At 63.3% G+C, this 19,814-nt stretch carries 16 protein-coding genes; 15 read left to right on the top strand and 1 reads right to left on the bottom strand.

Features of this window, described 5'->3' with window-relative positions; all coding sequences use genetic code 11:
• Positions 1 to 11 precede the first annotated feature (11 nt).
• Together AC1DU8_RS18870 and AC1DU8_RS18865 are read left to right on the top strand one after the other, a co-directional pair.
• On the top strand, positions 12 to 4,316 hold the full coding sequence (locus AC1DU8_RS18870) for a PAS domain S-box protein (RefSeq protein WP_477702433.1): 4,305 nt from the start codon (positions 12 to 14) through the stop codon (positions 4,314 to 4,316).
• A 115-nt stretch (positions 4,317 to 4,431) separates the two neighbouring features.
• Positions 4,432 to 5,076 (top strand): response regulator, encoded by a 645-nt coding sequence (locus AC1DU8_RS18865; protein WP_457282824.1) that lies wholly within the window; start codon positions 4,432 to 4,434, stop codon positions 5,074 to 5,076.
• A 251-nt stretch (positions 5,077 to 5,327) separates the two neighbouring features.
• Here the strand turns inward: AC1DU8_RS18865 and AC1DU8_RS18860 are convergent, their stop codons facing one another.
• On the bottom strand, positions 5,328 to 6,425 hold the full coding sequence (locus AC1DU8_RS18860) for an MBL fold metallo-hydrolase (protein ID WP_477727149.1): 1,098 nt from the start codon (positions 6,423 to 6,425) through the stop codon (positions 5,328 to 5,330).
• A gap of 126 nt (positions 6,426 to 6,551) precedes the next feature.
• On the opposite strand from AC1DU8_RS18860, the gene AC1DU8_RS18855 reads away from it, so the two are divergent.
• The 13 genes from AC1DU8_RS18855 (at position 6,552) to AC1DU8_RS18795 (ending at position 19,812) form a co-directional block, all read left to right on the top strand.
• Complete coding sequence (locus tag AC1DU8_RS18855) at positions 6,552 to 6,956, top strand: MerR family transcriptional regulator (RefSeq protein WP_457282826.1); 405 nt, start codon at positions 6,552 to 6,554, stop codon at positions 6,954 to 6,956.
• A 26-nt stretch (positions 6,957 to 6,982) separates the two neighbouring features.
• On the top strand, positions 6,983 to 8,176 hold the full coding sequence (locus AC1DU8_RS18850) for a serine hydrolase domain-containing protein (protein WP_477727148.1): 1,194 nt from the start codon (positions 6,983 to 6,985) through the stop codon (positions 8,174 to 8,176).
• Positions 8,177 to 8,235: 59 nt separating this feature from the next.
• Positions 8,236 to 8,679, top strand: a complete 444-nt coding sequence (locus tag AC1DU8_RS18845) for a PaaI family thioesterase (RefSeq protein ID WP_457282828.1) — start codon at positions 8,236 to 8,238, stop codon at positions 8,677 to 8,679.
• 34 nt (positions 8,680 to 8,713) lie between these two features.
• Positions 8,714 to 9,895 (top strand): isovaleryl-CoA dehydrogenase, encoded by a 1,182-nt coding sequence (locus AC1DU8_RS18840; protein ID WP_477727147.1) that lies wholly within the window; start codon positions 8,714 to 8,716, stop codon positions 9,893 to 9,895.
• A gap of 110 nt (positions 9,896 to 10,005) precedes the next feature.
• Entirely contained in the window at positions 10,006 to 10,719 is a 714-nt protein-coding gene (locus AC1DU8_RS18835; RefSeq protein WP_477689823.1) for a hypothetical protein, read from the top strand.
• Positions 10,720 to 10,770: 51 nt separating this feature from the next.
• The gene (gene can, locus AC1DU8_RS18830) at positions 10,771 to 11,463 is read left to right on the top strand and encodes a carbonate dehydratase (RefSeq protein ID WP_457282831.1); all 693 of its coding nucleotides are present in this window, start codon (positions 10,771 to 10,773) and stop codon (positions 11,461 to 11,463) included.
• Positions 11,464 to 11,480: 17 nt separating this feature from the next.
• The gene (gene aceK, locus AC1DU8_RS18825) at positions 11,481 to 13,358 is read left to right on the top strand and encodes a bifunctional isocitrate dehydrogenase kinase/phosphatase (RefSeq protein WP_457282832.1); all 1,878 of its coding nucleotides are present in this window, start codon (positions 11,481 to 11,483) and stop codon (positions 13,356 to 13,358) included.
• 69 nt (positions 13,359 to 13,427) lie between these two features.
• Positions 13,428 to 15,017: a serine hydrolase gene (locus tag AC1DU8_RS18820; RefSeq protein ID WP_477689824.1), complete on the top strand. Its 1,590-nt coding sequence runs from the start codon at positions 13,428 to 13,430 to the stop codon at positions 15,015 to 15,017.
• Between the two features lie 56 nt (positions 15,018 to 15,073).
• Positions 15,074 to 16,255: an acetyl-CoA C-acyltransferase gene (locus AC1DU8_RS18815; protein WP_477649773.1), complete on the top strand. Its 1,182-nt coding sequence runs from the start codon at positions 15,074 to 15,076 to the stop codon at positions 16,253 to 16,255.
• Positions 16,252 to 17,337, top strand: coding sequence for a DUF695 domain-containing protein (locus AC1DU8_RS18810; RefSeq protein ID WP_477666829.1), 1,086 nt, complete (start codon positions 16,252 to 16,254; stop codon positions 17,335 to 17,337). The genes AC1DU8_RS18815 and AC1DU8_RS18810 overlap by 4 nt, the downstream gene beginning before the upstream one ends.
• Before the next feature lie 34 nt (positions 17,338 to 17,371).
• A complete protein-coding gene (locus AC1DU8_RS18805; RefSeq protein WP_477727146.1) occupies positions 17,372 to 18,049 on the top strand; it encodes an SDR family oxidoreductase in 678 nt (225 codons plus the stop codon).
• A gap of 26 nt (positions 18,050 to 18,075) precedes the next feature.
• On the top strand, positions 18,076 to 19,203 hold the full coding sequence (locus AC1DU8_RS18800; RefSeq protein ID WP_477689826.1) for an acyl-CoA dehydrogenase family protein: 1,128 nt from the start codon (positions 18,076 to 18,078) through the stop codon (positions 19,201 to 19,203).
• Positions 19,204 to 19,383: 180 nt separating this feature from the next.
• A complete protein-coding gene (locus AC1DU8_RS18795) occupies positions 19,384 to 19,812 on the top strand; it encodes a rhodanese-like domain-containing protein (protein WP_477702430.1) in 429 nt (142 codons plus the stop codon).
• Positions 19,813 to 19,814: the final 2 nt, after the last annotated feature.

The raw sequence follows: 19,814 nt of genomic DNA, 5'->3' as shown, positions 1-19,814 counted from the left end.
GCGCTGATGCCATGAAGCTTCAAATCACGCTGCGGACCCGCCTTGTCATGCTCGTGCTGGTGGCGATCGTGCCGATGTTTGGCCTGTCCATTTTCAAGGCCGTCTACAACGCCGACACAGCCGTCGAGCGCGCCCAAACCGACCTGCAATTCGCCGCATCGCTGGCCGCATCCAGCCAGCAGCGCCTGGCGGAATCGGCCCGGCAGATACTGACGGCGATTGTTCATGTGCCCAGCCTGCGGGACGGCAACGCCGACCGCTGCAACCGCTACCTTGTAGAGCTCAACAAGCTGTTTCCGCTTTACGCCAATTTCGGCATTGTGGGAACGGACGGCTATGCGCTGTGCAACGGGCAGGAAGGCGTGCGGCTCGGCTACCTGGGCGACCGTGCCTATTTCCGCAATGCTGTTGAGCAGCGCAGCTTTGTGGTGGGTGAATACATTGTGGGACGTGCCACGGGCCGGCCTTCCATCACATTTGCGTTGCCGCTGCTGGACAAGGACGGGCGCGTTGACATTGTGGCTTTTGCGTCGGTAGACCTGGCCGAGATGGCGAAGTCCACCATCGACGTCCAGCTGCCGCCCGGCGGCGCGCTGGGCATACACGACCGTGGTGGCGTGCTGCTGGCTGGCAAGCCCGACCTCCCCATACGAATCGGGCAGGTGGCCAGAAGCCCCGTGCTGAAGGCGGCCGTGCAGCAGATGCGTACCGGAACCAGCGATGGGCCGGACGGCACCGGGCAGCGCCGCCTGTGGGCTTTCATGCCCAGCAGCCCCGACGTGCACGCCGCTTTTTTTGTGGCGGTCAGCCTGGACCGCGAACTGGTCGTGGGCGCCAGCCGGGAACAGCTGTGGCTGGAACTGGTGGTGTTGTTGCTGGTGGCATTTGTGGGCGGCGGCGTCGCCTGGGTCATTGGCGGGCGTGCCATCGTGGAGCCCACCCGAAACATCCTTGAGGCCATCCGGCAGCTCCAGAACGGCCGGCTGGATGTGCGGATACCGCCAGGCCGGCCTGACGACTTCGGGGAGTTTGCGAGGATATCCACAGGTTTTAACCGCATGGCCGAGTCGCTTGAGCAACATCGGAGTGTCCTGGAGGCTGAACTGGCAAACAGCGAAGCCATCCAGCAGAAACTGCGGGACGCCCAGCGCCTGGGCCGCATCGGCTACTGGCAGCTGGACACCGGCACCGATGAAAGCTGGTGGTCCGATGAGGTGTACGAGGTGCTCGGCGTTGACCGCACGACCTTTGACAGGAGCCACGGCAGATTCATGCAACTGGTCCATCCCGGGGACCGCCAGGCCTTCAAGGAACGGCGCGATCTGTCCGTTCGGACCAACCAGCCGCTGGACATTGAGTTCCGCATCGTCACGTCCGCCGGCGAGATTCGATGGGTCCACCTGTTTGGCCGCGCTGACGAAGCACAGCCCGGGGACACCGGGCAGGAGGGGCAAGGCGCGGGCCGCGGCCCGTCGGGGCGCCGCCGCTCCGGCGTGATCCAGGAAATTACCGACCGCAAGCGCGCGGAACTGGTGGTGGCCCGCAGCACGGAGCTGCTGAACCGCACCGGCGCGCTGGGGAAAGTCGGTGGATGGGAGGTCGCTGTCGACACCATGACGCCTTACTGGTCTGAAGAAATTTACCGCATCCACGAACTCGATCCGGCGGCCGGCCTGGGGGTTGAGGAGGCGCTCGACTTTTACGCACCCGAAGCGCGGCGCACCATCCGCTCGGTCGCCCTGGCTGCCCTGAAGCAGGGTACGCCATGGGACCTGGAGCTGCCCCTCATCACGGCAAAGGGCCGGCGCATCTGGGTGCGCACGCAGGGCCGGGCTTTGCAGCGGGACGGCAAGGTTGTGAGCCTGGTCGGCGTGCTGCAGGACATCACGGAACAGCACGAAGCGCAGGCGCACCTGCGCCTTCTGGAAACCGCCGTATCCCGGCTCAACGACATTGTGCTCATCACCGAGGCCGCACCCATCGATGGCGCCGGCCCGCGCATCATCTTTGTCAACGACGCTTTTGAGCGCCGTACCGGTTACACGCGCGAAGAGGTGCTGGGAAAAACGCCACGCCTGATGCAGGGCCCCAAAACGCAGCGGGACGAGCTCGACCGCATCAAGGCTGCACTGGAAAAATGGCAGCCCGTGCGCGCCGAGCTGATCAATTACACCAAGAGCGGCGAGGAGGTCTGGCTGGAGCTCGACATTGTTCCGATCACCGACACCAAAGGCCACTACACCCACTGGGTCGCGGTGCAGCGCGACATCACCCAGCGCAAGCTGGCAGAGCAGGCGCTGGTAGAAAGTGAACACCGCTACTCGGCTCTCTTTGAAATGGCGCCGATCCCGATGTGGGTTTTTGACGCCGAGACCTATCGCTTCCTCATGGTCAACGAAGCCGCCGTCAAGAGCTATGGCTATACGATGGAAGAGTTTCTGTCGATGACGATCTACGACATTCGCAGCGAAGCAGAAGCTCAAAACCTCCGGACCCAGCACGCCGCCTCGCCTTTGATCGTCAAGGAGCGTTGGGAGCATCGCCGCAAGGACGGGTCGTTTTTCACCGCCCGCCCTTTTTCAACCTCGGTGCGGTATGCCGGCCGCCCGGCGCGTTTTGTCCTGGCACTGGATATCTCGGCCCAGGTCAAGGTTGAAAATGAGGTCCAGGAACACCTGTACACCTTGCAGCGCGCCGCTGACGCGGCCCAGGCCATCACCTGGCACCAGACGCTTGAAAGCACCATGCACGAGGTGGCCGAACAGGCCCGGGGGGTGATAGGCGCGCACCAGGCGATCGTCAGCCTCACCGTGAACAGCGACTGGGGGCAGGCCATCAACGCCCTGTCGCTTTCCGAAAAATATGCGAAATACCGGGACATGATCGAGGCGCCCGACGGCACCGGCATTTACGCCCTGGTCTGCCAGACCAACCGGTCCATGCGCATGACACAGGCAGAGCTGGAGGCGCATCCGCGCTGGCGCGGCTTCGGCAGCTACGCCGACAAGCATCCGGCCATGCGCGGCTGGCTGGCCGTACCGCTGACGGGCCGCGACGGCAAAAACATCGGGCTGCTCCAGCTGTCCGACAAATACCAGGGCGAGTTCACGCAGGAGGACGAATATGTGGCGCTCGAACTGGCCCAGCTCGCGTCCATCGCCATCCAGAACTCCCGCCTGATCGAGGAGGTCAGCCAGCTCAACACCGGGCTGGAGCAGAAAGTGGCGGACCGCACGCTGGCGCTGGAACGCCAGCAGGCCCTCTTCAAGGCGCTGGCCGAACAGGCGCCCCAGGTGGTATGGACCAGCGATCCGGACGGCGCGGCCACCTACTTCAACCGCGCCTGGTTTGACCTGGCGGGCGGCAAGATGGAGGACTGGACCGGCACGCAATGGTTTGCCGCCATTCATCCGGACGACCTCCCCGATATCAGGGCCCGCTGGCAGGTCGCCCGGGAGACGCGGTCGCAATATTCGGGCATACGCCGCGTGCTGGCCCGGGACGGCGTGCACACCATGTCCTACCGCGCATCGCCCGTGCTGGACGAACGCGGTGAAGTGGCCTTTTGGGTGGGCATCGACGCGGACATCACCGAGATCAAGGCCATTGAAGCCGCCCTGCGCCTGTCCAACCAGGAACTCGAAGCGTTTTCATACTCCGTGTCGCACGACCTTCGCTCGCCGCTAAACACCGTTGACGGCTTCAGCCGCCTGCTGGGCAAACACCTGGGGGCCGATGCCGGCGAGAAGGTGACGCACTACCTGGCACGTATCCAGGCCGGCGTGGCGCAGATGGGGCAACTGATTGAAGACCTGCTGTCGCTGGCGCAGGTGTCGCGCACCCCCCTGAATAACAAGGTGGTGGACCTGTCGGAGCTTGCCCGCATCATCCTGGACGAATGGCGGGTGCGCGACCCCGAGCGCAAGGTTGCGGTGAACATCGAAAAAGGCCTGAAGGCGCACGGCGACAGCCGGCTGGTCCGGGTGGTGATGGAAAACCTGATCGGCAATGCCTGGAAGTTCAGCGCCCAGCAACCCCTCAGCGAAATCACGGTAGGCTGCCAGCTTGATGCCGCGGGGCTGCCGGAGTTTTTCGTCAGGGACAACGGTGCCGGCTTCGACATGGCTTATGCCGACAAGCTCTTCAAGCCGTTTCAGCGTCTGCATGCTGTCGCGGAGTTTCCGGGCACGGGCATCGGGCTGGCCACCGTCAGCCGCGTGATCAAGCGGCACGGCGGCAGGTTGTGGGCCGAGGCGGCGCCCGGCAAGGGGGCAACGTTCTTCTTCACCCTGCCCACCGCACCGCTGTCTCCCTGACGCTGGCAGTGCCCGCTGGTGTTAGTTGATGCTTACTATCATTTTCTGTGAAGCGATTGAGTCGAATTGATTAAAATGCCCAAAATGAAACACTCCAATCCCCGTTCGGTCTGCCATGGCGCGTGAACCCAAGTCCTTCGAGGCCGCGATCACGGCTGCGGATTTCTCCAGCGAGGATTACTGCGGCACCAGCTATGCAGCCAAGCTTCTGGGGCTCTCCGTTGCGACGGTGCAGTCCCTGGTTGAAAAAGGGGAAATCGAGGCGTGGAAGACGCTGGGTGGGCACCGCCGCATTGCGCTGCAGTCCATCAACGCCTACCTGGCCAAAAACAGCCCACAGCTGTCCCGCGTCGACACCGACCCCAAAAGCCGCCTGCGGGTGCTGATGGTGGAAGACGACGAAGACACCCGCGAGCTGTACCGCTGCCAGTTTGAAGACTGGGACCTGCCGGTTGACTGCACCTGGATGCCATCTGCCCTGGAGGCCATGATGGATATCGCCAGCATGCGGCCCGACCTGCTGATCACGGACCTGTCCATGCCCGGCGTGGACGGCATTGAGATGCTTAAGGCGCTCAAACGCAACGTGCAGCTGGCCGATATGCAAATCGTGGTGATCAGCGGCCTGCCGCCCGACGCCATTGAGGCCCGCGGGGGCCTGCCGCAGCACGCCCACCTGCTGAAAAAACCTGTCAACTTTGAATGGCTGCACGGTTACCTCACCGCTTTGGTGACGGCTAACCGGAAGTGGCGTAGTTAAGCCCCCACGCTGGATGTGACCCCCACGGTCGCTCACTGCATGTAGCTCCCTGCCCCCCGAGGGGGCCGCTGCGCCTGCGGTCTGGCAGAGCCAGTCCCGCGGCCCCTGCTGGTAAAGAGGGGTTCCCACTGTCGCCCATTGCATTCTTATGTGTTTATGTGCTGAATCGGGCCGTGAGCCAATAGGGACGGGCGCAAGCAGCTATTAAAAACATAGCGAATTGCTTATACGGGCGGCCCCCTCGGCCCTACTTACGGGTTGACACCACTGAAGCGGTAAATGCCGTCTGCATCCAGCCGCCGCGTGAGCTTGCCGCCGAACCACAGCGCATGCAGGTGCGCCACCGCTTCGCCCATGGCGAACGTTGTCTGGTGCAGGTCCAGCTTGCGGGGGAACATGATGGGCAGTATGTCGGCCGCGCTGCAGGGCGCGGCGGTGCAGGCCTGCATGACTTCGGCCAGCCGGTCGCGATGGTGGTCGTGCAGCTGGCCTATGCGTGTGTGCAGGCCGCGAAAGGGTTTGCCGTGTGACGGCAGCACCAGCGTGTCTTCAGGCAGCGGCAGGAATTTGTCGATGGATTCCAGAAACAGCGTGAGCGCGTTCGACTCCGGCTCCATGTCGTACACGCTGACATTGGTCGAAATGCGCGGCAACACCATGTCGCCGCTGATGAGGGTGTTCAACTCTTCGCAGTGCAGCGCGATGTGTTCGGGTGCATGGCCGTAGCCGCTGATGCAGCGCCAGTCGCGCCCACCGATCCGAACCGTCATGCCGTCCATGATGCGGACGTAGCTGGCCGGCACGGCCGGCACCATGCCGGGGTAGTAGCTGGCCCGGCCGCGTATTTTCTCGACGGATTCCGGGTCAACCAGTCCGTGCGCGGCAAAAAAGTGCGCGGCGCTCTCGCCGCCGAAGCCGGTGGTGCTTTGCGAGCCAATGCGGGCTGACAGGTAGTCGGTGGCGCTGATCCACAACATGCAAACGTGTTTGGGCGTGGTCCAGCGCTCACACAGCCAGTGCGCCAGGCCGATGTGGTCTGGGTGCATGTGCGTCACGATGACGCGCAGCACCGGCAGGCCCTCAAGCTGGGTGGCAAAAACCGCTTCCCACTGCGCTTTCGACTCGTCCCGGCTGATGCAGCAGTCCACGATGGTCCAGCCCTGGATCTTCGCGCCCGCCCGGTCCGGGTCGTCCATCTCGTCGCGCAGCAGCCACAGGTTGATGTGGTTCAGCGCGAAGGGCAGGACCATGCGTATCCACTTGACGCCCGGCGCCACCTCCATGGCCATGCCCGACTCGGGCAGGGTGTCTCCAAAGGGGTAATCCAGTTGCTGCTCAAGGAGGTTCATGTCATCATTCGCGGTATATTTGACGTTTACGTAAACGTCATACACAACCATTGTAGGGACCGCGCCTGTTTCGCGCTGCCTCAATAGCCACGAGCCCTTAGCGTTTGCAAAGAAGACTTCACCACCATGGCCACCACCTACACCATCAGCGACCTGGCAAAAGAGTTTGACCTGACGACGCGCGCCATGCGTTTTTACGAAGACATGGGCTTGCTGCAGCCCCAGCGCGAAGGCGCGGGCGGGCGCAACCGCGTGTACACCGCGCGTGACCGCACCCGGCTCAAACTCACCCTGCGCGCCAAGCGCCTGGGCCTGTCGCTGACCGAGGCCAAGGACATCATCGACATGTACGACAGCCCGCGCGACACCGGGCCGCAGCTGCGCAAGTTCCTCGCCATCCTGGCGCAGCACCGCGCGCAGCTGGAGGAGCAGATGACCGAACTGCAGGGCAACCTCGAAGAGGTGAAAACGCACGAGCGCGAGGCCAAGGCGCTGCTGGCGAAACTTGAGAAAGCGAAGCAGGCGGCGTAGCGGTGACCTGCTTTCCGCCGGGCCCCATGACGATCGATTCCCTGCGCCGCGCGGCCCTGGTTCTGCTCGCGGTGGGCCTGCCCGCCCTCGCGGCGGCCCAACAGGGATGCATCGGTTCATTCCTCAACCCCCAGCAGCGATTTCCGTTCAATGAAGCGCGGGCGGCCGGTGCGCCGGCGGTGTTCGGCCATGGCCTGCCATTGGAGAATGTGACGTATCGCGTTGCCGGGGATCCGCAAGCCCATTCGCTCGAGGAGTACCTGGCCCGTTTCTGCACGACGGGACTTCTCGTCCTGCATGAGGACCGGATCGTCTATGAGCGATACCTGCAGGGAACCGGCGCCCAGGACGCGCTGCACTCGGCGTCCATGTCGAAGACGATCCTGTCGCTGCTGGTCGGCGTGGCGGTCGCGGAAGGCAAGCTGGCGCTGGGCACCACCGTCAGGCAGGTCTTGCCCGACTTCGGAGCCAGCGCATTTGCCGACGACACGGTGGAGGATCTGCTGCGAATGGCCACCTCGGCCAGGCTTCATGCCGCCTACGAGGCGGGCGCAATATCGGACAACCGCGCGACCGACCCCACCGTCTCGCCGCGCCAGAGCATGCGGCGCTACCTGCAGGAGAAGACGGATCGATCGCCCGCCGGCAAGACCTTCAGCTACAACGGCGCGGTGACCGCGTTGCTCGGCCTCATGCTGAGCGAACGTACAGGCATGAGCAACACCGCGTATCTGGAAGACAGGATATGGTCGCGCCTCGGGGCCGAGGGCAGCGGCTTCTGGATCAAGAATTTCCACGGTGAGGAGGGCGTTCAAGGCCAGTTCGCCGCGCGCCTGCGCGACTACGGCCGGCTGGGGGCGCTGGTGCTGAACCGGGGGCAGGCGGCAGGCGGGCAGGTCGTGCCCGCCGCATGGATCGACGAGATGGTCATGCTGCGGCCGGACAAGCCGCAGCCCAAGGGGGCCCCGTTCTATGGGTTGCACGTCTGGATTCCGCAGGCGGCCGGCGGCCGGTCCTTTTTCTGGGGTGTCGGCGGCCAGAATATCTTTGTCGATCCCGTCGCCAGCATGGTGATTGTCCATACGGGCAATTCGCGGGAAGCGCAATTTGCCGGCGATGCACATCTCTTTCCCCTTCGTGACGCGATCGCACGGACTCTCAGGTCGCGCGCGAAGCTTTCACCGCCCTTGGACAGTGCTTCCGCCAGCAGGCATAATTGACGTTTACGTAAACGTCAACTAAAACAAGAGCCGCCTTTTATCCGTTCAAAGGGTCTTCCATGGATGCAACCGCCGCACCGTCCACACTGTTTCGCCGCATTGAAGCCAGCTTTTTGCGCCAGGGCCTGATGCAGCACCTGGGCGCGCGCCTGCTGCGCGTGGAGCCCGGTCTGTGCGAGGTGGTCTTGCCCTATTCGGAGCGCGTGACGCAGCAGCAGGGCAGCTTTCACGGCGGCGCGATGGGCGCGCTGGCCGACATCGCCGGTGGCTATGCCGCGCTGACCATGGCTGCGGAAGATTCCGAGGTCACCACGGTTGAATACAAGATCAACTTCATGGCCGGTTTCAGGGACGGCGAGCTGCGCGCCCTGGGCCGCGTCGTCAAGGCCGGCAAGCGCATCATCGTCACGACCGCTGAAGTCACGCACGTCGGCGCAGCGGGCAAGGAAAGCGCCTGCGCGCTGATGCAGCAGACGCTGGTGCCCGTGCCCAAGACCTACTAATCCAATCCCGTCATACGACTTCAGAAAGCCCACCATGACCAACATGCCCGGACTCAACTTCATGCTCGGTGAAGACATCGACGCACTGCGCGACGCCGTGCGCGAATTCGCACAGGCCGAGATCGCCCCGCGCGCCGCCGAGATCGACCGCAACGACCAGTTCCCGATGGACCTGTGGCAAAAAATGGGCTCGCTCGGCGTGCTCGGCATCACCGTGGGTGAGGAATACGGCGGCGCCAACATGGGCTACCTGGCCCACATGATCGCCATGGAAGAAATCAGCCGCGCCAGCGCCTCGGTGGGCTTGTCCTACGGCGCGCACAGCAACCTCTGCGTCAACCAGATCAAGCGCAACGGCACCGATGAGCAGCGCAAAAAATATTTGCCCAAGCTCATCACGGGTGAGCACGTGGGTGCGCTGGCCATGAGCGAACCCGGCGCCGGCAGCGACGTCATCAGCATGAAGCTCAAAGCCGAAGACAAGAGCGGCTACTACCTGCTCAACGGCAGCAAGATGTGGATCACCAACGGCCCCGACGCCGACACCCTGGTGGTCTATGCCAAGACCGAACCCGAACTCGGCGCGCGCGGCGTGACCGCCTTCCTGATTGAAAAAGGCATGAAGGGTTTTTCCGTTGCGCAAAAGCTCGACAAGCTCGGCATGCGCGGCAGCCATACCGGCGAGCTCGTCTTCAACAACGTCGAAGTCCCGGCCAGCCAGATTCTCGGCGGCCTCAACAGCGGCGCGAAAGTGCTGATGAGCGGGCTCGACTACGAACGCGCCGTGCTCACCGGCGGCCCGCTGGGCATCATGCAGTCCGTCATGGACAACGTCGTCCCCTACATCCACGACCGCAAGCAGTTCGGCCAGAGCATCGGCGAGTTCCAGCTCATCCAGGGCAAGGTCGCCGACATGTACACCGTGCTGCAGGCCGGCCGCTCATTTGCCTATACCGTCGCCAAAAACCTCGACATGCTGGGCACCGACCACGTGCGCCAGGTCCGCAAGGACTGCGCCTCCGTCATCCTCTGGTGCGCTGAAAAAGCCACCTGGATGGCCGGCGAAGGCGTGCAGATCTACGGCGGCAACGGTTACATCAACGAATACCCGCTGGGTCGCCTCTGGCGCGACGCCAAACTCTATGAAATCGGCGCCGGCACCAGCGAAATCCGCCGCATGCTGATCGGGCGCGAATTGTTCGCCGAGACCATGTAAGGCCAGTACCCATGCCAGTGACACATCAGACGGCGAGATGGCTCCTTGTGCTCATGCTTGCCGCGCTTCTCGGTGCGTGCGAAAAAGATGAGCCCCCGCCCTACGCAGCAGTGCCGCAAGCCGACGCGACGTTCGAATGCGGCGTCCCCGAATCGCTGCGGGGAAAGGCCGTGAACGTCTTTCTTGATGCCTCAAGGGTGGGGGAGGTCTCCGAGGAAGCCGTGCTCGCCCTGAAGGGCCGCTTCGCGGCGTACGCTGTCGGCCTCACCCTGCGGGACGGCACAACCGTCAGCATCGACCTTGACGAGCCCATGGCTTTCACCGCCAAGGGTCAGGCGCTTCATACAGGATGTGAGCAGTTCAAGTGGGCCAGCATGGGAAACCTCACGCTGTTTGAATACGCCCATGGCGCCGGAAATCCTTATCCCGCTCAGCAGTTGATGTATTCGCACGGCCCAACGCCTGACTTCAAGAACCTGCGCCCACTCCTTGCGGGAGGCAAGGGCGTATTCTATGAACGCGAAGGAGACCGCTGCCTGACCGGACTGGTCCAGGGTGACGGTGAGGTGGACAGGTGGTGCTACCAGAGCGGCAAGCTGCACCAGACCCGGAAGATGCTGACCGCGTCGCTCACTGACGGCAAATACCGTTTTGTCTGTGATTTTTCCGGAGAAGGCCCTTTGCTGGTCGATGCATCCATCGTGAAGTCCGGGCCGAACCCCACACCCTCGGCCCCGTTCAGCGACAAAGAGCTCGCCACCCTGACCGATAAATGCCTGGAAGAAAAAGCGCTGTTGAAGGCGAGGGCGATCGATGAAACATGACTTTCAGCCGCTTGCCGGACGGCATCCCCGCGGGCAGGCGAAAATACGCCCATGACCACTTCGCTCCAAGACCTCTTCGCCCATAACCGCGCCTGGGCCGCGCAGATGGAAGCCGAGCGCCCAGGCTTCTTCACCAGCCTTGTCAAGCAGCAGACGCCCAGGTATATGTGGATAGGCTGCTCTGACAGCCGCGTGCCCGCCAACCAGATCACCGGCCTTGAGCCCGGCGAGGTGTTCGTTCACCGCAACGTCGCCAACATCGTCGTGCACTCCGACCTCAACGCGCTCTCGGCCATCCAGTTCGCCGTCGAGCGCCTCAAGGTCAAGGACATCATGGTGGTCGGTCACTACGGCTGCTCGGGCGTGCAGGCCGCGCTCGAAGGCGCGCGCATCGGCCTGGCCGACAACTGGCTTCGTCACATCCAGGACGTGCGCCACCGCCACCGCCAGCTCCTCGACAGCCTGCCCGAGGAAGTGCGTGCCAAAGCCCTGTGCGATATCAACGTCATCGAGCAGGTGGTCAATGTTTCCGTCAGTACGGTCATGGTTGATGCCTGGGCGCGCGGCCAGGAGGTCACCGTGCACGGCTGGGCCTTCGGCGTACATGACGGCCTGCTGCAGGACCTGCAGATGAGCGTGTCGGCGCCCGAGGAGCTCAACAAGTTCTACGGCAAGGCCATCGACCGTGTGTGGGACACCTGGAACGCCCGCGTCGGCGGCGGTGAACAGCAGCAGCTGGTCTGAACGGCGCAAAGCAAGCCATGTTCCCCCAGCGCCTGGACTCGAGCATTGCCTACGACATCGCCAAGGCGATGATGGACGGCTTCAACCGCCACTACCAACTGTTCCGAACCGAGTCCGCGCGCGCCAAGCACCGCTTTGAAACGGCAGACTGGCACGGCCAGCAGCGTGCCCAGCGCGAACGCATCGAGTTTTACGACTTGCGCGTGCGCGAGGCGTCCATGCGCCTGGAGCGCGAGTTCAAGGCCGGCGAGCAGCCCATGGACGTCTGGCAGCAGGTCAAACTCCATTACATCGGCCTGCTGGTCAACCACCACCAGCCCGAGCTGGCCGAAACGTTTTTCAATTCGGTCACCACCAAGATCCTGCACCGCAGCTACTTCCAGAACGACTTCATCTTCGTGCGGCCCGCCGTCAGCACCGAATACATCGAGAACGACGAGCTGGCTTCGCAGCCGACCTACCGCGCTTACTACCCCACGCGCGACAACATGCGCGAGGTGCTGCTGCAGTTGGTGCGCGACTTCGACCTGCGCCTGCCGTTTGACAACCTCGAGCGCGACGCGGGTTATGTGCTTGAAGCCATCAGCGGGCGGCTCACCGACGTCAAGCTGCGCGCCAACTTCCAGATCCAGGTGCTCACCAGCCTGTTTTTCCGCAACAAGGGCGCGTACGTCGTCGGCAAGATCATCAACGGCTTCAACGAAGTGCCGTTTGCGCTGCCGGTGCTGCACAACAAGGCCGGTAAATTGGTCATCGACGCCGCGCTGTTTGGTGAAGACGACCTGCTCATCCTGTTCAGCTTTGCTCGCGCCTACTTTATGGTCGACATGGGCATCCCATCGGCCTACGTGCAGTTTTTGCGCAGCATGATGCCGCACATGCCGCGCGCTGAAATCTACAACGCGCTGGGCCTGGCCAAGCAGGGCAAGACGCTTTTTTACCGCGACTTTCTGTACCACCTGCGGCATTCCACCGACAAGTTCCGCATCGCGCCCGGCATCAAGGGCATGGTCATGCTGGTGTTCGACTTGCCCTCGTTCCCCTACGTGTTCAAGGTCATCAAGGACTACTACCCGCCGCAAAAAGACACCACGCGCGAACAGATCAAGGGCAAGTACCTGCTGGTCAAGCAGCACGACCGTGTAGGCCGCATGGCCGACACACAGGAATACAGCGAAGTGGCCTTCCCGCGCGAGCGCTTTGATGATGAGCTGATCGCCGAGATCGAGAAATTCGCGCCCAGCCAGCTTGAAATCAGCGACCGCGACGGCGACGGTGCCACCGAAGTCATCATCAAGCACGTCTACATCGAGCGGCGCATGATCCCGCTCAATATCTATTTGCAGGAAGCCTTTGACGCCGGCGTGAAAGAGCCGGCAGCCCAGGACCAGATCGAGCGCGCCGTCGTCGAATACGGCAACGCCATCAAGGACCTGGTAGCCGCCAACATCTTCCCCGGCGACATGCTCTGGAAGAACTTCGGCATCACGCGCCACGGCAAGGTCGTGTTCTACGACTACGACGAGATCGAATACATCACCGACTGCAACTTCCGCAAGGTGCCAGCCGCGCGCAACGAGGAAGAAGAGATGAGCGGCGAGGTCTGGTATACCGTCGGCCCCAAGGACGTGTTTCCTGAAACTTTCGGCCCCTTCCTGCTCGGCAATGACGCGGTGCGCGAAGTCTTCATGAAGCACCATGGCGACCTGCTCGACGCCCATTTCTGGCAAAGCCACCAGGCACGCATCCAGGCCGGCCACGTGCACGACGTATTTCCTTATGAGCGCGAGAAACGTTTTGTCGCGCTGCACAGCCCCGGTGCTCCCCACGATGAAGTCCTCATGCAACTGCCGCCCGAGCCCGTGCTCACTGGCCTCAGCGGCCTGACGCCTTGAGGCGACGGTGCACGGACAAGCGAATGGCGATGGATGCCTTTCAGACCCTGTGACCTGAAGGAGACGTTGATGATGTCCGGCCTCTTTTCCCCGCGCTTGTTGCCTCTGGCATGGCTCATGGCTGTCGTTGCCGGCTCCCTGGTTGCACCCACCTACGCCCAGAGCCCGCCCGCGTCTGAGCAGATTTCCTACGCCATTGGCCAAATTGACGGCATGGCTGAGCAGTTGATGCGGCGCTCGGGGATTCCGGGTATGGCCGTGGCCGTGGTGGAGGGCGATCGCATCGTTTACGCCAAGGGTTTTGGTGTGCGTGCGGCCGGCTCCCCGCAGCCTGTCGATGCCGACACCGTTTTCCAGCTCGCTTCCATGTCCAAGCCGATTGGCGCCACGGTTGTCGCGCAGCAGGTCGGCGCCGAGAAGGTGAAGTGGGAAACACCCATGCGCAAGCACCTGCCCGGCTTTGCCCTGGGCAATGCCTACGTCAGCGAAAACATCACCATCGGCGACCTGTACGCGCACCGCTCCGGCTTGCCCGGCCATGCCGGCGACATGCTCGAAGAGCTCGGTTACCCGCAGCAGGACATCCTGCGCAGCTTCAGCCAGTTGCCGCTGACACCGTTTCGCGCTTCTTACGCCTATACCAACTACGGCATGACCGGCGCCGCGATGGCGGTCGCCGCGGCGGCCGGCACGGACTGGGCCAGCCTTTCGGAACAGGTGCTCTACAAGCCGCTGGGCATGGCATCAACCAGCTCGCGGTTTGCGGATTTCCTGGCCAGGTCGAACCGCGCGCCAGGCCATGTCAAGGAAAACGGCGTGTTTGTCATCGGTCCCGAGCGTGGCTACATCCCCGGCCGCCAGAACTGGTCCACGGGTTTCAACACCGACCGCCAGCAACCCTCCGGCGGCGTCAGTTCTTCGGCCAGGGATGTCGCGCGCTGGATGTCTTTTGTGCTGTCAGGGGGCATCGGCCCTGGCGGGCAACTGGTGCCGGCTGCTGCGTTGATGCCGGCCCTCACACCCAAGAACCTCACCCAGGAAGCCTCCGCGCCGGGCAAGCGTCCCGTGTTTTACGGCTATGGCTTCGCAATAAGCACCACCGAAGCCGGCCGCCCCGTGCTGAGCCACAACGGCGCATTTTCCTGGGGCGCGTCCACCAACTTCGCCGTCATGCCGTCGGCCAATCTGGGCATCGTGGTGCTCACCAATGCCTGGCCCACCGGTGTGGCCGAGGGGCTGGTGGCGCAGTTCTACGACCTGGTAGAGTTCCGCGCCGTGAAGAAGGATTGGTACGCCATTGCCGCCGCACAGATGGCCGAGGTCTTCACGCCGCAGGGCGAACTCGCGGGCAAGCCCCGCCCGGCGCAGCCCGCACCACCGTTGCAGGCCAACACGGGCACCTGGCGCAACGACTACCTCGGCCCGCTGCAGGTCGTGCGCACGGCGCAGGGTGCGCTTGAGCTGCGCATAGGTGCTGCGCCCCAGCTGGTCTTTCCCCTGCAGCATTGGGACGGCGACACCTATACCTTTGTGCCGCTCAACGACAGCGCGCCGCCGGGCTCGCTTTCCAAAGCCACGTTCAGCGGCAACCAGATCACCCTCGAGCACTACAACCAGCAAGGCCTGGGCACTTTCACACGCGTTGCGGCGCAGCCGTAAAGCCCGCCGCATTCCATTCGCTTTTTCACTACCTCAGTTTTTTCAAGGAGAACCTCATGTCTGATTCCATCGTCATCCTCGGCGCAGCCCGCACCCCCATGGGCGGCTTCCAGGGCGACTTCGCCAGCCTGTCGGCCCATGATCTGGGCGGCTACGCCATCAAGGCCGCCATCGAGCGTTCCGGCATCGCGCCTGAAAAGGTCGACGAAGTGCTGTTCGGCAACTGTCTGATGGCCGGCCAGGGCCAGGCGCCTGCACGCCAGGCCGGTTTCAAGGGCGGGCTGCCTGCCAGCGTGGGTGCCGTCACGCTGTCCAAAATGTGCGGCTCCGGCATGGAAGCCACCATGCTCGCGCACGACCAGCTCATCGCAGGCAGCCGCGACGTGATGGTTTCCGGCGGCATGGAAAGCATGACCAACGCACCCCACCTGCTGCTCAAGGGCCGCAGCGGCATCCGCATCGGGCACGACCGCATTTATGACCACATGATGCTCGACGGCCTGGAAGACGCTTATGAACCCGGCCGCGCCATGGGCACCTTCGGCGAGCAGTGCGCCGACAAGTACAAGTTCACCCGCGAGGCGCAGGACGCTTTTGCCACCGCCAGCGTCAACCGCGCCAAGGCCGCCACCGAATCCGGTGCCTTCAAGGCCGAAATCACGCCCATCACCGTCAAGGGCCGCAGCGGTGAAACGGTGATCTCCATCGACGAAGGCCCGGGCAAGGTCAAGCTCGACAAGATACCCACGCTCAAACCGGCCTTCAAGAAAGACGGCACCATCACCGCCGCCTCCAGCTCGTCCATCAACGACGGCGCCGCCGCCCTGGTGCTGGCGCGCGAATCGACCGCCAAAGAACTGGGCGCCACGCCCATCGCGCGCATCCTCGGCCACGCCACGTTTGCGCAAGACCCTGAATGGTTCACCACCGCCCCTGTCGGCGCCGTCAACAAGCTGCTCAAGAAAATCGGCTGGAGCGCCAAAGACGTGGACCTGTGGGAAGTCAATGAAGCCTTCGCCGTGGTGCCCATGGCGGCCATGAAAGAGCTCGGCATCAGCCACGACATCGTCAACGTCAACGGTGGTGCCTGTGCGCTGGGCCATCCCATCGGCGCGTCCGGTGCCCGTATCCTGGTTACGCTGATCCACGCGCTCAAGGCCCGCGGCCTGAAGAAAGGCGTTGCCACCTTGTGCATCGGCGGCGGTGAAGGCACAGCCATGGCGATCGAGCTGGTATGACGCAAGAAGCACCACAAACGCTTTCACCCGCTGAGCTCGCCCAGCGCATTGATGCCTTCTGGCTGAAATTCCAGGAGGGCGAGGCGGAGCTTGTCCGCCAGCCGGTACGCGACCAGGTCGAGAACATCAATGAAGTTCTCGAGGAGTACCTGGAGGGGCTGGCGCTGGAAATGTCGGCTGACGACGGCGACCAGCAGGTCGAACTGATCGCCACCGCGCACGGCAGTACCGAAACCTTTCCGCTGCTGCTGGATTTCGTCAAGCGCGCGCCGCCGCTGAAGCACTACAGCCTCACCGCCTTTCGCGCCCGCACGGAGAGCCCCGACTTTCCCATGCGGATGGATAACTTTGAACTGGCAACCTCCGAGGTGCTGATCGGCCACGTCGCCGATGAAGGGCAGGTGGGCATCGAAGTCATGTTTGCGCGTGAACTGCCCAGCGACATGCAGGACCATGCGCGCAACATGACCTTCATCATGCTCGACCATGTGCTGGGCGAGTACGACTTCGCGGTCAAGGTGGGTTTTGTGGACTTCGTCGATGCGTTCTCGGACGAAGTGGCCGGCTCCACGACGCTCGACAAGTTCGGCGCTGTGCTCGACGCGTTCTGGACGAACGAACTGGGGCACACAGGCTTGTTCCCGAGCGGCGAACACCGGTGGTCTGTCATGACAGTCGTCTTTGGCAACGACGGGGACGGTGACGAAGAGGGTGACGAAGAAGATGACCAGGAGGGCGACAAGGCGATCGTGGCGGTCAACCAGAGCGCCAATGCGATTGCAGCGCGGCCTGACCTTGGTCACGCAATCGAGCTGCGCCTGCCCGTGGATGACCATGCGGCACTGGAGCGTGCCCGCGAAGTCCAGGAGCAGATTGCCACCCGCCTGGAGCTTCAGCATGCCGGCATCCTGTCCCACACCGTGGTCAGGAACGGCCGGCGCCTGGCCAACTATTACGTGGGCGACCTGCCTGCCGCACTCGGCGTGATTGACACCAGCTTGCGCGGCGCATCGTTCGCCGACGTTGAGCTGAGCAATGCGTTCGATCCGTCCTGGTCGAAGTATTTCAATTTTGCGGGCTAGGGCTTGCAAACACAGTGTTAACAGGCCCTAATCCATGAAAGTCCTCGTCATCGGCGCATCACGCGGCATAGGCCTTGAATTCGTCAGCCAATACCTTGCCGACGGTGCCAACGTCATAGCCACCGCGCGCAACGACGAAGGCCTGCAGCGCCTCAAGGCCCTGGGCGCCAAGGCCTTGCGGCTGGACGTGGCCCAGCCTGCCAGCATCAGCGGCCTGGCCTGGCTGCTGGACGGCGAAGAGATCGACATTGCCCTCTACGTGGCCGGCGTCTTTCCGCAGGGCGATGCACTCTCGCCGCCGACGCGTGAGGCGTTTGACCACACCCTGCACACCAATGTGCTGGGCGCCATGCAGGCCATTCCGCAGGTCGCGCCCATGGTCGAAGCCGCACGCGGAGGCAAGGGAGGCTGCTTTGCCTTCATCACCAGCGGCATGGGTTGCATTGGCGAGGTACCGTCCAGCAGCAGCTGGACCTACCGCGTCAGCAAGGCTGCGCTGAACATGGCCGTGGCGTCTGCCCAGCATGACTACCCGCGCGCCATCATGGTGGCCTTGTCGCCCGGCTGGGTGCAGACTGACATGGGCGGCCTGGACGCGCCGCTCACCACGGTTCAAAGTGTCTCGGGCATGCGCAAGACCCTGGCTGGGCTGACCGCCGCACACAAGGGCTCCTTTCTTGACTACGACGGCCGCCGCTTCAGCACATGGTGAGCCCTGCACTCCACTGAAAGATTTCGATGATTCTGACCCAAGACCAAACCATGATCCGCGACGCGGTGCGCGACTTTGCGCAGGCCGAGCTCTGGCCCCACGCCGCGCGATGGGACAAAGAGCACCACTTCCCGGTCGAGGCGCACAAGGGCCTGGCCGCGCTCGGCGCTTACGGCATCTGCGTGCCCGAAGAGTTCGGCGGCGCCAATCTGGACTACCTCACGCTCGCGCTGGTGCTCGAAGAAATCGCCGCCGGCGACGGCGGCACCAGCACGGCCATCAGTGTCACCAACTGCCCGGTCAATGCCATCCTCATGCGCTACGGCAATGCACAACAGAAAAAGCAGTGGCTGACAAAACTCGCGCAGGGCGAAATGCTCGGTGTCTTTTGCCTGACGGAGCCGCATGTGGGCAGCGATGCTTCCTCGCTGCGAACCACGGCAGTCAAAGACGGCGACGAATACGTGATCAATGGCGTCAAGCAGTTCATCACCAGCGGCAAGAACGGCCACGCCGCCATCGTGATTGCGGTCACCGACAAGGGCGCCGGCAAAAAAGGCATGAGCGCCTTCATCGTGCCCACCAGCGCGCCGGGCTATGTCGTCGCGCGGCTTGAAGACAAACTGGGCCAGCACTCCAGCGATACCGCGCAAATCAATTTTGACAACTGCCGCATCCCGGCCGAGAACCTGATCGGCAACGAAGGCGAAGGCTACAAGATCGCGCTGGGTGCGCTCGAAGGCGGGCGCATCGGCATCGCCGCGCAAAGCGTGGGCATGGCGCGCAGCGCGTTTGAGTTTGCGCTCAGCTATGCCAAAGAACGCCAGAGCTTTGGCACCGCCATATTCAACCACCAGGCAGTAGGCTTTCGCCTGGCCGACTGCGCCACGAAGATCGAAGCGGCCCGCCAGCTGATCTGGCACGCCGCCAGCCTGCGCGACGCCGGCCTGCCCTGCCTGAAAGAAGCCGCCATGGCCAAGCTCTTTGCCAGCGAAATGGCCGAAGAGGTTTGCAGCGCCGCCATCCAGACGCTGGGCGGCTACGGCTATGTGAGCGATTTCCCGGTGGAGCGCATCTACCGCGATGTGCGGGTGTGCCAGATCTATGAAGGCACTTCCGACGTGCAAAAAATAATTATCCAACGAGGACTTTGAGCACACCCCCGTTGAAGCTCACTGCGTGTAGCTTCCTCCCCCCTTGCAGGGGGCGGCGCCTGCGGCCCGGCAAAGCCGGTTCCGCGGCCCCTGCTGGGTTTGCGGGATTTGTCGCACTGCGCATGGAGTGCACGCCGTAAACTTGTTAATTCAGTGGCTATCCACAGCAGGAGACAGAGCATGCCGATTACCAAAGGATTCCGCGCACTGGTCGACGAGGCCGTGGCGCAGGTCAAAACCTATTCCGTTGCAGAGGCCAGGTCAAAACTCGGCGACCCCAAGGTACAGATCGTCGATATCCGCGATGTGCGCGAGCTGGCAGCCGGCACTGTGGTGGACAGCTTTCACGCGCCGCGCGGCATGCTTGAATTCTGGGTAGACCCCGAGTCGCCATACCACAAGCCCCTGTTTGCCGACGAAGGCAAGGAGTTCATCCTCTTTTGCGGGGCAGGCTGGCGCAGCGCCCTGGCCACCAAGACCCTGCAGGACATGGGCATGCGCAATGTGGCCCACATCGACGGCGGTTATGCCGAATGGGTGAAGCAGGGCGCACCCACCGAAACGCTGGAAGAGCGCAAGGCGCGCGCCAACAACAACGCCTGCGGCTGATG

This window comes from Polaromonas sp. P3_A5 (genome assembly GCF_056403055.1).
Note: the sequence above shows the minus strand (reverse complement) of the source record. Positions and strands in the feature narration are given on the sequence as shown.